This is a genomic window from Prauserella shujinwangii, assembly GCF_003001955.1.
Classification (GTDB): domain Bacteria; phylum Actinomycetota; class Actinomycetes; order Mycobacteriales; family Pseudonocardiaceae; genus Qaidamihabitans; species Qaidamihabitans shujinwangii.
Genome location: NZ_PVNH01000008.1, coordinates 240872 through 254289 on the forward strand (window position 1 = coordinate 240872; position 13418 = coordinate 254289).

Annotated in this window: 13 protein-coding genes; 3 read left to right on the forward strand and 10 right to left on the reverse strand. The window is 73.0% G+C overall.

Annotated features, from left to right (window positions below; all coding sequences use genetic code 11):
• Positions 1-94 precede the first annotated feature (94 nt).
• The 6 genes from carB to pyrR are packed head-to-tail and all read right to left on the reverse strand — an operon-like array spanning position 95 to position 7856.
• Positions 95-3424 carry a carbamoyl-phosphate synthase large subunit gene (gene carB / locus B0I33_RS20220; RefSeq protein WP_106180389.1) on the reverse strand — a complete coding sequence of 1110 codons (3330 nt, stop codon included), beginning with the start codon at positions 3422-3424 and terminating at the stop codon, positions 95-97.
• Entirely contained in the window at positions 3424-4560 is a 1137-nt protein-coding gene (carA, locus tag B0I33_RS20225) for a glutamine-hydrolyzing carbamoyl-phosphate synthase small subunit (protein WP_106180390.1), read from the reverse strand. The genes carB and carA overlap by 1 nt, the downstream gene beginning before the upstream one ends.
• Entirely contained in the window at positions 4557-5048 is a 492-nt protein-coding gene (locus B0I33_RS20230; RefSeq protein ID WP_106180391.1) for a PH-like domain-containing protein, read from the reverse strand. The genes carA and B0I33_RS20230 overlap by 4 nt, the downstream gene beginning before the upstream one ends.
• Positions 5048-6337 carry a dihydroorotase gene (locus B0I33_RS20235; RefSeq protein ID WP_106180392.1) on the reverse strand — a complete coding sequence of 430 codons (1290 nt, stop codon included), beginning with the start codon at positions 6335-6337 and terminating at the stop codon, positions 5048-5050. Before B0I33_RS20235 ends, B0I33_RS20230 begins: the two co-directional genes overlap by 1 nt.
• On the reverse strand, positions 6334-7266 hold the full coding sequence (locus tag B0I33_RS20240) for an aspartate carbamoyltransferase catalytic subunit (RefSeq protein WP_106180393.1): 933 nt from the start codon (positions 7264-7266) through the stop codon (positions 6334-6336). The genes B0I33_RS20235 and B0I33_RS20240 overlap by 4 nt, the downstream gene beginning before the upstream one ends.
• A complete protein-coding gene (pyrR, locus tag B0I33_RS20245; protein WP_106180394.1) occupies positions 7263-7856 on the reverse strand; it encodes a bifunctional pyr operon transcriptional regulator/uracil phosphoribosyltransferase PyrR in 594 nt (197 codons plus the stop codon). Before pyrR ends, B0I33_RS20240 begins: the two co-directional genes overlap by 4 nt.
• A 256-nt stretch (positions 7857-8112) precedes the next feature.
• On the opposite strand from pyrR, the gene bldD reads away from it, so the two are divergent.
• A complete protein-coding gene (gene bldD, locus B0I33_RS20250; RefSeq protein WP_003096372.1) occupies positions 8113-8601 on the forward strand; it encodes a transcriptional regulator BldD in 489 nt (162 codons plus the stop codon).
• Between the two features lie 42 nt (positions 8602-8643).
• Here bldD and nusB read toward each other — a convergent pair whose 3' ends face one another.
• The 3 genes from nusB to B0I33_RS20265 are packed head-to-tail and all read right to left on the reverse strand — an operon-like array spanning position 8644 to position 10802.
• Positions 8644-9081: a transcription antitermination factor NusB gene (nusB, locus tag B0I33_RS20255; protein WP_106180395.1), complete on the reverse strand. Its 438-nt coding sequence runs from the start codon at positions 9079-9081 to the stop codon at positions 8644-8646.
• A gap of 22 nt (positions 9082-9103) precedes the next feature.
• The gene (gene efp / locus B0I33_RS20260; RefSeq protein WP_106180396.1) at positions 9104-9667 is read right to left on the reverse strand and encodes an elongation factor P; all 564 of its coding nucleotides are present in this window, start codon (positions 9665-9667) and stop codon (positions 9104-9106) included.
• Between the two features lie 37 nt (positions 9668-9704).
• The gene (locus B0I33_RS20265; RefSeq protein ID WP_106180550.1) at positions 9705-10802 is read right to left on the reverse strand and encodes a M24 family metallopeptidase; all 1098 of its coding nucleotides are present in this window, start codon (positions 10800-10802) and stop codon (positions 9705-9707) included.
• Between the two features lie 64 nt (positions 10803-10866).
• Between B0I33_RS20265 and B0I33_RS20270 the strand changes: the two genes are divergently transcribed.
• Entirely contained in the window at positions 10867-11322 is a 456-nt protein-coding gene (locus B0I33_RS20270; RefSeq protein WP_106180397.1) for a B-4DMT family transporter, read from the forward strand.
• Here B0I33_RS20270 and B0I33_RS20275 read toward each other — a convergent pair.
• Positions 11286-12809: a glycoside hydrolase family protein gene (locus B0I33_RS20275; protein WP_106180398.1), complete on the reverse strand. Its 1524-nt coding sequence runs from the start codon at positions 12807-12809 to the stop codon at positions 11286-11288. The two genes, B0I33_RS20270 and B0I33_RS20275, sit on opposite strands and share 37 nt — an antisense overlap.
• Before the next feature lie 226 nt (positions 12810-13035).
• Here B0I33_RS20275 and B0I33_RS20280 point away from each other — a divergent pair, with 226 nt between their 5' ends.
• The gene (locus B0I33_RS20280) at positions 13036-13401 is read left to right on the forward strand and encodes a YrdB family protein (RefSeq protein WP_106180399.1); all 366 of its coding nucleotides are present in this window, start codon (positions 13036-13038) and stop codon (positions 13399-13401) included.
• Positions 13402-13418 lie beyond the last annotated feature (17 nt).

Here is a 13418-nt window from a genome sequence, read left to right on the forward strand (position 1 = left end):
GCCCCGCACCCCCCGAAGCGGGGGCAGTGAATGGCACATTGCGTGCGTTGAACGCAGGGAATGTGCCATTCACTGCCCGCCGTCACCACAGCGGTCACCGGGTGGCTCGCAGGGCCGACTGGAGGTCCTGCAGCGAGCGGACGCCGATGTCACCCCGGATCAGCGACTCGATGCCGTGCACCGCGGCCGCGGCCCCCTGGACCGTCGTGACGCACGGGATGTCCCGCGACACGGCCGCCGTGCGGATCTCGTAGCCGTCCACGCGGGGCCCGCTGTTGCCGTACGGGGTGTTGATCACCATGTCCACGCCGCCGTCGAGGATGATCTCGACGATGTTCGGCGAGTCCTCGCCCGGCGCGGGCGGCTCGGAGTGCTTGCGCACCACCGAGCAGTCGATTCCGTTGCGCCGCAGCACCTCCGCCGTGCCGGGCGTGGCCAGCACCTCGAAGCCGAGGTCGGCCAGCCGTTTGACGGGGAACACCAGCGAGCGCTTGTCCCGGTTGGCGACCGAGACGAACACGCGGCCGCTCGTCGGCAGCGAGCCGTACGCCCCCGCCTGCGACTTGGCGAACGCGGTCCCGAAGGCCGTGTCGACGCCCATGACCTCGCCCGTGGACTTCATCTCCGGGCCGAGCAGCGAGTCCACGCCGTGCCCCTCGGGGGTGCGGAAGCGGTGGAACGGCAGCACGGCCTCCTTCACCGCCACCGGCGCGTCCACCGGCAGGTGGCCGCCGTCGCCCTCGCGGGGCAGCACGCCGCACGCCCGCAGGTCGTCGATCGACGAGCCGGTCATGATGAGCGAGGCGGCCTTCGCCAGCGGCACCGCCGTCGCCTTGGACACGAAGGGCACGGTGCGCGACGCCCTCGGGTTCGCCTCCAGCACGTAGAGCACGTCGTCCTTCAGCGCGTACTGCACGTTCAGCAGCCCGCGCACACCCACACCGCGCGCGATGGCCTCGGTCGAGCGGCGCACCGACTCCAGGTCCGTGCGGCCGAGGGTGATCGGCGGCAGCGCGCACGCCGAGTCACCGGAGTGGATGCCCGCCTCCTCGATGTGCTCCATCACGCCGCCGAGGTAGAGCTGCTCACCGTCGTAGAGCGCGTCCACGTCGATCTCGATGGCGTCGTCGAGGAACCGGTCGACCAGCACCGGGTGCTCCGGCGTGACCTCCGTCGCCCGCGCGATGTAGCCCTCCAGCGAGGGCTCGTCGTACACGATCTCCATGCCCCGGCCGCCGAGCACGTAGGAGGGCCGCACGAGCACCGGATAGCCGATCTCGTCGGCGATCCGCTTGGCGCCCTCGAACGAGGTGGCCATGCCGTACTTCGGCGCGGGCAGCCCGGCGCCGACCAGGACGTCGCCGAAGGCACCGCGGTCCTCGGCGAGGTGGATGGCCTCCGGCGGGGTGCCGACGATCGGCACGCCCGCGTCCGACAGCCGCTGCGCCAGCCCGAGCGGGGTCTGCCCGCCCAGCTGCACGATGACGCCGGCGACCGTGCCCGACTCGCGCTCGGCGTGCACGACCTCCAGCACGTCCTCGAACGTCAGCGGCTCGAAGTAGAGCCGGTCGGAGGTGTCGTAGTCGGTGGAGACCGTCTCCGGATTGCAGTTGACCATGACGGCCTCGAATCCGGCCTCCCGCAGCGCGAGCGCCGCGTGCACGCACGAGTAGTCGAACTCGATGCCCTGGCCGATCCGGTTCGGGCCGGAACCGAGGATGAGCACCTTCGGCCGGTCCGGCTGCGGCTCCACCTCCGACTCCGCGCCGGGATCGGACTCGTAGGCCGAGTAGTGGTACGGCGTCCGGGCCGCGAACTCGGCGGCGCACGTGTCGACGGTCTTGAACACGGGGCGGACGCCGAGCCGGTGCCGCAGCGCGCGCACGCCGTCCTCCCCCGCCAGCTCCGGCCGCAGCGCGGCGATCTGCCGGTCGGACAGCCCCGTGCGCTTGGCCTTGCGCAGCAGGTCGGCGTCAAGCACGGGCGCGTCCCTGACCTGCGCGCCCACCTCGCCGATCAGCGCGATCTGGTCGATGAACCACGGGTCGATACCGCTGGCCTCGTGCACCTGCCGCACCGTGGCGCCGAGCCGCAGCGCCCGCTCGACCGCGTAGAGCCTGCCCTCGCGCGGGGTGCGCAGCTCCTCCAGCGTTCCCTCGAGCGTCGCGGCCGGGCCCTCCTCCGGGTCGGGCACCGTCCAGAACCCGACGGCCTTCGTCTCGATCGAGCGCATCACCTTGCCGAGCGCCTCGGGGAAGCTGCGGCCGATCGACATGGCCTCGCCGACGCTCTTCATCGTCGTGGTCAGCTCCGGGTCGGCGCCGGGGAACTTCTCGAACGCGAACCGCGGCATCTTCACCACGACGTAGTCCAGCGTCGGCTCGAACGACGCGGGCGTCTCGCCGGTGATGTCGTTGGTGATCTCGTCGAGCGTGTACCCGATGGCCAGCCGCGCGGCGATCTTCGCGATCGGGAACCCGGTCGCCTTCGAGGCCAGCGCCGACGAGCGGGACACCCTGGGGTTCATCTCGATCACGACCATCCGCCCGTCGGCCGGGTTGACCGCGAACTGGATGTTGCAGCCACCCGTGTCGACGCCGACCGCCCGCAGCACCGCGATGCCGAGGTCCCGCATCCGCTGGTACTCGCGGTCGGTCAGGGTCATGGCCGGGGCGACGGTCACCGAGTCGCCGGTGTGCACGCCCATCGCGTCGACGTTCTCGATCGAGCACACGACCACCACGTTGTCGTGCCGGTCGCGCATGAGCTCGAGCTCGTACTCCTTCCAGCCGAGCACGCTCTCCTCGATGAGGACCTCGGTGACGGGGCTCTCCTCCAGCCCGAGCGAGGCCATCCGCTCCAGCTCGTCCTCGGTGTGCACCATGCCCGAGCCGAGGCCGCCCATCGTGAACGACGGCCGGATCACCACGGGCAGGCCGAGCTTCTCGACGGTCTCGCGGACCTCGGCCATCGAGTGGCACACCGCGCTGCGCGGCACGTCGCCGCCCACGGTGCGCACGATGTCCTTGAACTTCTGCCGGTCCTCGCCCCGCTGGATGGCGTCGATGTCGGCGCCGATCAGCTCCACGCCGTACTTCTCCAGCACGCCACGATCGTGCAGGGCGACGGCGCAGTTGAGCGCCGTCTGCCCGCCGAGCGTCGCCAGCAGCGCGTCCGGCCGTTCGGCAGCGATGACCTTCTCCACGAACTCCGGCGTCACCGGCTCGATGTAGGTCGAGTCGGCGAACTCCGGGTCGGTCATGATCGTGGCCGGGTTGGAGTTCACCAGGCTCACCCGCAGGCCCTCGGACCGCAGCACCCGGCAGGCCTGGGTGCCGGAGTAGTCGAACTCGGCGGCCTGCCCGATCACGATCGGACCGGAACCGATCACGAGCACGTGCTCGATGTCTGTGCGCTTCGGCATTACCGGGCCTTCTTCTCCATCATCTCGCAGAACTGGTCGAACAGCGGCGCCGCGTCGTGCGGGCCCGCCGCGGCCTCGGGGTGGTACTGCACCGAGAAGGCGGGCACGTCCTCGCACCGGATGCCCTCCACCGTGCCGTCGTTGGCGCAGTAGTGGCTCACCCGCGCCGAGCCGAACGGCGAGGAGAACCGCGCCCCGGGCTCGCCCTCCAGCGCGAAGCCGTGGTTCTGCGCGGTGATCGCGACGCGGCCGGTGTCGGCGTCCAGCACCGGGATGTTGATGCCGCGGTGGCCGTAGCGCATCTTGTACGTGCCCAGCCCCAGCGCACGGCCGAGGATCTGGTTGCCGAAGCAGATCCCGAACAGCGGCAGCTCCCTGCCGAGCACCTGCTTCGTCAGCTCGATCGCGTGGGTCTGCGTCTCCGGGTCGCCGGGCCCGTTGGAGAGGAAGAACCCGTCGGGCTCGACGGCGAGCAGGTCGTCGATGCCGCTGGTCGCGGGCAGCACGTGCAGCTCGATGCCGCGGCGCGCCATCTCCCTCGGCGTGTTGGTCTTGATCCCGAGGTCGAGCGCGGCCACGCGGAAGCGGCGCTCCCCCTCCGCGGGCACGACGTACGGCCGCGGCGTGGTCACCTCACCCGCCAGGTCCGCGCCCTTCATGGGCGGGCTCGCCAGCACCTCGCGCACCATGTCGTCGTCGGCGCCGACCGCGCCGCCGGAGAAGACCCCGGCCCGCATGGCGCCGTGCTCGCGGACGTGCCGGGTGAGCGCACGGGTGTCCACCCCGGAGATCCCCACCACGCCCTGCTCGGCCAGCGCGTCGTCCAGCGAACGGGTGGCCCGCCAGTTGGACGGCGCCCGCGCGGGGTCGCGGACCACGTAGCCGGAGACCCAGATCCGGCTCGACTCGTCGTCCTCGTCGTTCCACCCGGTGTTGCCGATCTGCGGCGCCGTCTGCACCACGATCTGCCGGTGGTAGGACGGGTCGGTGAGTGTCTCCTGGTAACCGGTCATGCCGGTGCAGAAGACCACCTCGCCCAGCGTCCGCCCCTCGGCGCCGTAGGCATTGCCGCGGAAGATCCGCCCGTCCTCGAGCACCAGCGCCGCCGGTGCCCGGGTGTCCGTACCGCGCCTCATACCTGGGCACCTCCCTTGACCTGTTCGATCCATTCCGGATAGCGACCGAGATCGTCGCCCCGGAAACCGGTGTCCAGCTCGGTCTCGCCGAGCCGCCACGTCAGCACCAGCAGACTGTCGGTGCCCATCACCTTGCCCGCCATGCCCTTCGCGGTCCCGATGTCCACGATGGACTCCCGCGGAATCCAGAATCCGTTCGCACCGGCGCGATCGACCTCGACCCCGTCCGGGAACAGGCGCAGCGTGGCGCGGCCGCGGAGGCCGACGCCGCGCGTCACGACCCGCTCCTGCCAGCGCCCGGCGCGGGTGGTGGCCACGTACACGCCGCCGGCCCGCAGCACCGGCTCACCGCGTTCCGCCGGGACCTCCGGGAACGGCGGCAGCCGCACGCTCTGCTCGCGTGCCTGCCGCCGCCAGCCGCGCCACATGCCGTACAGGCACAGCGCGAAAAACGCCGCGACCAGCAGCGTCAACAGCAACCTGTCCATCATCCAATCTTCCCTTCGCGCGCGGTGATCCGCCCGCGCAGCAGCGTGGCGGTCACCACGGCGGGCAGCCGCATGCCCTCGTACGGCGTGTTCGCGGCGATGCTCGCCAGTTCCGGACCGCGCACCGTCCACTCGGCGTCCGGGTCGACGAGCACCAGGTTCGCGGGCTCACCCTCGGCCAGTGGCCTGCCCTGGTCGGGCAGGCCGGCGATCTCGGCGGGGCGCTCGCTCATCACCCTGGCCACGCCGCGCCAGTCGAGCAGGCCGGTCCGCACCATCGTGCGCGCCACCACGGACAGCGCGGTCTGCAGTCCCAGCATTCCGGGCCGGGCCGCCGCCCACTCGCAGTCCTTGTCCTGCGGGGCGTGCGGCGCGTGGTCGGTGGCGACGCAGTCGACCACACCGTCGGCGAGGGCCTGGCGCAGGCGTTCGGCGTCGTCCTCCGCGCGCAGCGGCGGGTTGACCTTGTTCACCGGGTCGTACGTGGCCAGCCGCTCGTCGGTGAGCAGCAGGTGGTGCGGCGTCACCTCGGCCGACACGCGCGTGCCCCGGTCCTTCGCCCAGCTCAGCACGTCGACCGTGCCCGCCGTCGACACGTGGCAGACGTGCAGCCGCGCCCCGGCGTGCCGGGCCAGGATGCAGTCGCGGGCGACGATCGACTCCTCCGCGGACGCGGGCCAGCCGGAGTACCCGAGCCGCGCCGCCCGCGCGCCCTCGTGCGCCTGCGCGCCCACCGTCAGGCGGGGCTCCTCGGCATGCTGGGCGACGACGACGCCGAGCGCCGTCGAGTACTCGAGCGCGCGCCGCATGATCAGCGGGTCCGCCACGCAGTGCCCGTCGTCGGAGAACATCCGGACCCCGGCCTCGGACCTGGCCATGGTGCCGAGCTCGGCCAGCCGCTCGCCGCGCAGGCCGACCGTGACGGCGCCGACCGGGTGCACGTCGACGAGGCCGATCTCGCGGCCCCGCCGCCACACGTGCTCGACGATCACGGCGTTGTCGGCGACCGGGTCCGTGTTGGCCATGGCGAACACGGCCGTGTACCCGCCGAGCGCGGCGGCGGCGGAACCGGTCTCCACCGTCTCGGTGTCCTCCCGGCCGGGTTCCCGCAGGTGCGTGTGCAGGTCGACGAACCCGGGCAGCAGCACCTGCCCGGCCGCGTCCAGCACCTCGCAGCCCTCGGGTGCGGCCGGGCTGCCGATCTCCGCGAGCACCCCGTCGGCGACCAGCACGTCCACCGGGTCGCCCTCGCCGTAGCGGCGGGCGCCCTTGATCAGGATCTCGCTCAAGCCTGTTCCCCTTCTCCGGCCAGCAGGTGGTAGAGCACCGCCATCCGCACGTGCACGCCGTTGCGGACCTGCTCGGTGATCGCGGCCCTCGGCGCGTCGGCCACGACGGAGGAGATCTCCATCCCGCGCAGCATCGGGCCCGGGTGCAGCACCACCGCGTGCTCGGGGAGCAGCCGCAGGCGGGCCTCGCCGAGGCCGTAGGCGATCGAGTACTCCCTGGCGGAGGGGAAGAACCCGCCGTGCATGCGCTCGGCCTGCACCCGCAGCATCATCACCGCGTCCACGGCGGGCAGTTCCGCGTCCAGCTCGTGGGACACGGTGACCGGCCAGTGCTCCACCCCGGGCGGCAGCAGGGTGGGCGGTGCGACGAGCACGACCTCCGCGCCGAGCGTGGCGAGCAGGTACACGTTGGACCGGGCGACCCGGCTGTGCAGCACGTCCCCGACGATCGCGACCCGTCTCCCGGCGAGCCCGCCGAGCCGTTCCCGCAGGGTCGCGGCGTCGAGCAGAGCCTGCGTGGGGTGCTGGTGGGTGCCGTCGCCCGCGTTGACCACGCAGGTGCCGGTGTCGGCGAGCCACCCGGCGAGCCGGTGCGCGGCACCCGAGGCGGGATGCCGCACGATGACGCAGTCGGCGCCCGCGGCCGAGAGGGTGAGCGCCGTGTCACGCAGCGATTCGCCCTTGCCCACCGACGAACCACCCGCCGAGACGTTGACCACGTCGGCGCTCATCCACTTGCCGGCGATCTCGAACGAGACCCTGGTGCGGGTGGAGTTCTCGTAGAACATCGTGATGACGGTGCGGCCGCGCAGCGTCGGCAGCTTGCGGACCTCCCGGCCGAGGAGCGTGCGCTTGAGCTCGTCGGCGGTGTCGAGGACCGCCGTCGCCGTGTCGGCCGCCAGGTTCTCGGTGGTCAGCAGGTGCCTCATCGCCGCTCCTGTCCCGTCTCGCGGAGCAGGACCGCGTCGCGGCCGTCGGTCTCCGCGAGCAGCACCGAGACGTCCTCGGTGCGCGAGGTGGGCACGTTCTTGCCGACGTAGTCGGCGCGGATCGGGAGCTCGCGGTGCCCGCGGTCGACCAGGACGGCCAGTTGGACCGCGCGCGGCCTGCCGTGGTCCCGCAGCGCGTCGAGCGCCGCCCGGATGGTGCGGCCGGAGTAGAGCACGTCGTCGACCAGCACCACGACGCGGTCGTCGATGCCGTCCTCGGGCATCTGCGTCTCCTCCAGCGGGCGGGTGGGCCTGCGCCGGAGGTCGTCGCGGTAGAGGGTGACGTCGAGGGCGCCCGCCGGGACGGCGGCGCCGGAGAACTCGCTGATGCGGGCACCCAGCCGGGCGGCGAGCGGGGTCCCCCTGGTGGGGATGCCCAGCAACACGGGCGGGGCGTCCGGCCCGGCACCGAGCGCGGTCTTCTCGATGATCTGATGGGCCATTCGAGCGATCGTGCGCGCGACATCACCGGCCGAGAGCAGCTCGCGCTCCGCGGCCGGATCCGCCGCGCCACGCGAGCGTGACGCCACGGTGGACCTCCTTCCCCGCCTCACCGGACGGGTCCTTAAAGGATGTCGATCGCCTGGACCAGCTGGGCGATCACACAGACAGTAGCAGGTGCCGCCGCTCCGCCTTCCGGGTGGTGTGCCGATGTCCACAACCGCTGCCAGCGCTGATCTGCTTGACCTGGTGACGACAACGAGTAACCATTACTCTGAGTATTCGACTCAGGAGTCCCCTGTCGGTCATCCGGGCCGAACGGGCGAGGAAACGGAGAACCACCACATGGGCGATTACGCCAAGGCGCTCGGGGCGAAGCTCCGCGGGATCCGCCAGCAGCAGGGCCTCTCCCTGCACGGAGTCGAGCAGAAGTCCGGCGGGCGCTGGAAGGCGGTCGTCGTCGGGTCGTACGAGCGCGGCGATCGCGCCGTCACCGTGCAGAAGCTGGCCGAGCTCGCCGACTTCTACGGCGTCCCGGTGGTCGAGCTGCTGCCCGAGGGCCGGGTCCCGTCCGGAGCGGAGCCGGCGACCAAGATCGTGATCAACCTGGAGCGGCTGCAGCAGCTACCCGCGGAGAAGGTCGGGCCGCTCGCGCGGTACGCCGCGACCATCCAGAGCCAGCGTGGCGACTACAACGGCAAGGTGCTCTCGATCCGCACCGAGGACCTGCGTTCGCTCGCCATCATCTACGACATGACGCCGGGTGAGCTGACCGAGCAGCTCATCGACTGGGGTGTGCTCCCGCCCGAGGCGCGGCCGTCGAAGGAGGACTGACCGGCCCCGGCCCGGGCGGCCGCGGCGGGCGGTCGCGCCGGGTCAGAGCACGGCGCGCAGCCGGTCGGCGATGCTCCCGATCCGGCCGAGCACGCCGTTGACGAACCGGGGCGAGTCGTCGGTCGACAGCTCCTTCGCCAGGCCCACCGCCTCGTCGATCGCGACCGGGTCCGGCACGTCGGCGGCCCACAGCAGCTCGTACACCCCGAGCCGCAGGATCGCGAGGTCCACCGGCGGCATGCGGCTCAGCGACCAGCCCTGCGCGTGTTCGGACAGCAGCTCGTCGATCCGCTCCCGCCGCGCGGCGACCCCCTCGACCAGCGTGACCGTGTAGTCGCCGACCGGCTCGACCTCCGGGGCGCCGACCCGCTCGGCGAGCAGCGTCACCGGGTCGGTCTCGCGCTGCGCCGCCTCGTACAGCAGCTCGACGGCACGCCGGCGGGAGGCGCGGCGGCCGGTGGCGCCGCCGCGCCTGCGCATGGGTTCCTGGCTCACCGGCGGCTCAGCTGGAGACGCGGCCGAGGTACCGGCCGTCCCGCGTGTCGACCTTGACCTTGTCGCCGGTGTTGACGAACAGCGGCACCTGGATCTCCGCACCGGGCTCGAGCTTCGCCGGCTTGGTGCCACCCGTGGACCGGTCGCCCTGCAGGCCCGGGTCGGTGTGCTCGATGACCAGCTCGACCGTCGTCGGCAGCTCGACGTAGAGCGGGTTGCCCTCGTGCACCGCGACCTGGACGGGCGTGTTCTCCAGCAGGAAGCCCGCGGCGTCGCCGACCATCTCGCGCGGGATGCTGATCTGGTCGAACGTCTCGCCGTCCATGAAGACGAAGTCGGTGCCGTCGTTGTAGAGGTAGGTCATGTCACGCCGGTCCACGGTGGCGGTGTCGACCTTGGTGCCTGCGTTGAAGGTCTTGTCCACCACCTTGCCGGACAGCACGTGCTTGAGCGTGGTGCGCACGAAGGCACCGCCCTTGCCGGGCTTGACGTGCTGGAAGTTCACGACGGACCAGAGCTGGCCGTCCAGGTTGAGGACCATGCCGTTCTTCAGGTCGTTGGTGGTGGCCACGGGTGGTGCTCTCCTGTACGTGTTCCGGGTGGGCCGCCTAGACGACCACGAGTTCCTTCGGGCTCAGAGTGAGGAGCTCGGGAGTGCCTTCCCGCACGACGAGCGTGTCCTCGATGCGCACGCCACCGCGGCCGGCGAGGTAGACGCCTGGCTCGACGGTGACCGCCATACCGGCGGACAGTGTACCGGCGCCCGTCGTGGCCAGACTCGGTGCCTCGTGCACCTCGAGCCCCACGCCGTGACCGAGGCCGTGCGGGAACTCCTCCCCGCGCCCGGCCTGCTCGATCACCCGGCGGGCCGCGCCGTCGACGGCGGCGGCCTCGGCGCCGGGCCGCAGCGCCGCCCTGCCCTGCTCCTGGGCCTGGAGCACCAGGTCGTAGAGCTCCTGCTGCCAGGCCGCGGGCGAGCCGAGGACGAGGGTGCGGGTCATGTCCGAGTGGTAGCCGCCCACGACGGCGCCGAAGTCCAGCTTCACGAAGTCGCCCGTGGTGAGCGTCGTGCCGTCGGGCCGGTGGTGCGGGATGGCGGAGTTCGCGCCCGCCGCGACGATCGAGGGGAACGCCACGCCCTCGGCGCCGTGGTCGAGCATGCGGTTCTCCAGCTCCCTGGCGACCTCCCGCTCGGTGCGGCCCGGGCGCAGGCCACCGTGCTCGATCAGATCGGTCAGCGCGGCGTCGGCGGCCGCGCAGGCGGCGCGCAGGGCGGCGACCTCGGTGTCGTCCTTGACCAGCCGGAGCCGCTCGGTCAGCCCCGGCGCCCGCCGCAGCTCGACCCCCTCGGCGATGCCGTCCAGCTCGGCGAACCGTTCGACGCTGACGTGCTGGCTCTCGAACCCCGTCCGGCCGAACCGCCGGGGATGCGCGGCGGCCAGCCGCACCAGCGCCGGGGCGCTCGCCCGGTCGAGCACCCGCTCCAGGTCCGGCACCTCGGCGGCCGCCTGCGTGGTGTAGCGGCCGTCGGTGCAGAAGACGGTGCGGTCGTCGCCGTCGGCGTGCAGCAGCAGCGCCGCGTTGGACCCGGTGAACCCGGTCAGGTAGCGGATGTTGAGCAGGTCGGTGACGAGCAGCGCGTCGAGGTCCTCGGCGCCGAGCAGGTCCCGGAGCGCCGCGCGGCGGCCGGCGTGGAGTTCTGGCACGGCCTCCACCCTAGGCCGTCGCGGCGGGGGCGGGTTCCGGCCCCGCGCCGGTTACAGTGGACCGATGCCGTCCTGGGTTCTGCGCGCGCTCGTCCTGGCCCTGCTGCACGCCGCGGCCGTCGTCGCGCGGGCGAAGATCGCGGTCGTCCACCCCACGGACTCGTCCGTCACCGAGGCCGTGCTGCTGGCGATGCTGGTGGGTGTCGCCGCGCTGTGGGGCGCGCTCGACGGCTGGTCGCGGCTCGCCGACGCGGGCCGCACCTGGTTCATCGCCGCGCTCGTGGCCGGGCCGGTGGCGGGCGTGCTGAGCGTGGTCGGCCGCGGCATGTTCGTCGACCAGACCGGCGTCAGCGCCCTGGGCGCGGCACTCACCGGGGGCGCGGCGTTCACGGCGCTGCTCGTGCTGGTCCCCGCCGGTCTCGGGCTCGCGGTCGGCGGCCGGATCGGCACCCCGCGCGGGAGCGAGCCGTCCGCGGAGGACGCTCAGGAACGCGGGCCCAGGGTCGGCCCTGCCGGGTAGTTCCGCCACTCCTGCCCGCTCACCGGCTCGGGGGTGGACTCGTTGCGCCCCACCGCCGCCGCGCTCGTGACCGGCCACAAGGTCCCGTCGAGGACGAATCCGGTGCCCTCGCCCGGCGCGCGCACCGCGCGGGCTCCGGGCGCCAGCCGGGCGGCCACCGGCACCCGGTCGAGCACGGCAAGCCGCTCGGCGAGCACGTGGTCGGCGAGTTCGAGGGCGACCGACCGGCGGTCCACCCGGAGCAGCCTGCCGTCCACGACCACGTCCATCGTGCGCACCGGCGAGGGCACGGCGAACCCGTCGAGCACGGCCACCGCCCGATCCGGCGTCGCGCACCCGTCGACACCGGTCAGGTCCACGCCGAAGTGCCGCAGCCCGGTGGGCGCCTCCGCCTCCCCGATCACGGTCGCGTGGAACACGTCGAGCGGCACCCGGCCGCACGGTTCGCGCGGGTCCACCGGCGCGTGTCCCTCCGGCCTGCGCACCAGCCCCGGGCCCTCCTCCCACTCGCTCGGGATGACGACGGGGTGGTACGGGGTGGCCGAGAAGTCCCGGTTCCAGAACGTCACCGACGTGCCGTCGGCGGTCTGGTGGGCGATCGCGAAGGCGTCCAGCGCGTCCACCCACATCAGGTCCGCGCTGAACGCGTCGACCAGTGAGTGCGCCCGCGGGCTCGCCGTACCGGGCACGGGAACGAAGCCCTCCGGGCCGAGTGCCTGCACCCCGGCGCCGAACGCGGGGTCCTTCGACCGCAGCAGGAACTGGCCTGCCCCGTTCCAGCCCGCCGCGCGGCCGGTGGTGTCGGTGAACATGAGGTAGAACCAGCCGTCGAGGTACACGGCGGCGGGCTGGCCCGCGCCGTAGTCGTTGGCGCGGTGCGTGTCGCGGGCGGGGGTGACGATCGGGCCGTCGGTCACCCGGCTCCAGTGGACGCCGTCGGTGCTGGTCACGAGCCCGATCGCATTGCCGACGGCGTGATCGCCCCTGGCCCCGGTGTAGTACATGTAGTAGGTGCCGTCGACGCGGATCACGGACGGGTCGCAGGTGTGCACGCCGTCGAAGCGGCCCGGTTCGCCGGACAGCACGGCGGTCGGCGCCCCTCCGCCCACGCCGGTGAACGGGCCGTCGGGCGCCGCGGCGGTGGCGTAGAGGATGTCGTCACCGGGCGGCCGCGCGCTGCCGTACTGGCTGCACCACCACATCCGGATCCGGCCGCCGTCGGCCATGACGGTGGGGCCGTAGTTGTAGACCGCGTCGGCGCCGCCCGCCGCGACGACACCGCGGCTGGCCCGCGGCTCCCCGGTGACCAGCGTGCCCGGCTCGCCCCGCGGCGCGTCCCCGGCCGGGCCGGGGGCACCGGGCCCCGGCGGCGGCTGGGCCCCCTCGGCCTGCAGCCCGGCCGTCGTGCACCCGGCCACGAGCGCCACGCACAGCAGCAGGGACGGCACCACGGCGGCGAGGCGGCGCCGGTGAGCGGTGGCGAGCATGCTGACGGCGGACCTCCATCCCTCCCCAGTGACCGGAGATCGCGCCGCGACCCGGCCGGAACGCGGCCCAGTTTACGGATCAGGTCACCCGAACAGGTGGCATCCTGCCATGATCGGGCTCACGCGGTTCGTCGCCGCCGGATGCGCGCCCGGCCGGGTGTGCCGGAGTCGAAGGGGTCCTGATGTCCCGGTCCGAGTTCACCCACCCGATGGTCCGGGACACCGCATGACCGGGACCGGCGCCCGCTGGGCGAACGACATCCTCGCGTTCCTGCTGGAGCTCGCCGCGCTGGGCGCCCTCGCCTACTGGGGGTTCACGCTCGGCGCCCCGGTCGCCGTCCGGATCGCCGCCGGAGCCGGCGCGCCCGCGCTCGCGGCGACGGTGTGGGGACTGTTCGCGGCACCCCGCGCCCGGTTCCCGCTGCCCACCGCCGGGGTGCTGGCGGTGAAGGCGCTGGTGTTCGGCGCCGCCACGATCGCGCTGTTCGCCGCGGGCGCGCCCGTGCTCGCCGTGGTGTTCGCGGTGCTCGTCGTGGCGAACACGGCGGCGGTCACGGTCCTGCGGGCCCGGTACGGCGTGTCCGGGCAGTGACCCGGCTGACCCCGGCT

Bases quoted from the DNA above. Each gene is read 5' to 3' on its own strand.
- carB (WP_106180389.1), bottom strand. From the start codon at position 3,424: ATGCCGAAGCGCACAGACATCGAGCACGTGCTCGTGATCGGTTCCGGT.
- carA (WP_106180390.1), bottom strand. From the start codon at position 4,560: ATGAGGCGCGGTACGGACACCCGGGCACCGGCGGCGCTGGTGCTCGAG.
- B0I33_RS20230 (WP_106180391.1), bottom strand. From the start codon at position 5,048: ATGGACAGGTTGCTGTTGACGCTGCTGGTCGCGGCGTTTTTCGCGCTG.
- B0I33_RS20240 (WP_106180393.1), bottom strand. From the start codon at position 7,266: ATGAGGCACCTGCTGACCACCGAGAACCTGGCGGCCGACACGGCGACG.
- bldD (WP_003096372.1), top strand. From the start codon at position 8,113: ATGGGCGATTACGCCAAGGCGCTCGGGGCGAAGCTCCGCGGGATCCGC.
- nusB (WP_106180395.1), bottom strand. From the start codon at position 9,081: ATGCGCAGGCGCGGCGGCGCCACCGGCCGCCGCGCCTCCCGCCGGCGT.
- B0I33_RS20270 (WP_106180397.1), top strand. From the start codon at position 10,867: ATGCCGTCCTGGGTTCTGCGCGCGCTCGTCCTGGCCCTGCTGCACGCC.
- B0I33_RS20275 (WP_106180398.1), bottom strand. From the start codon at position 12,809: ATGCTCGCCACCGCTCACCGGCGCCGCCTCGCCGCCGTGGTGCCGTCC.
- B0I33_RS20280 (WP_106180399.1), top strand. From the start codon at position 13,036: ATGACCGGGACCGGCGCCCGCTGGGCGAACGACATCCTCGCGTTCCTG.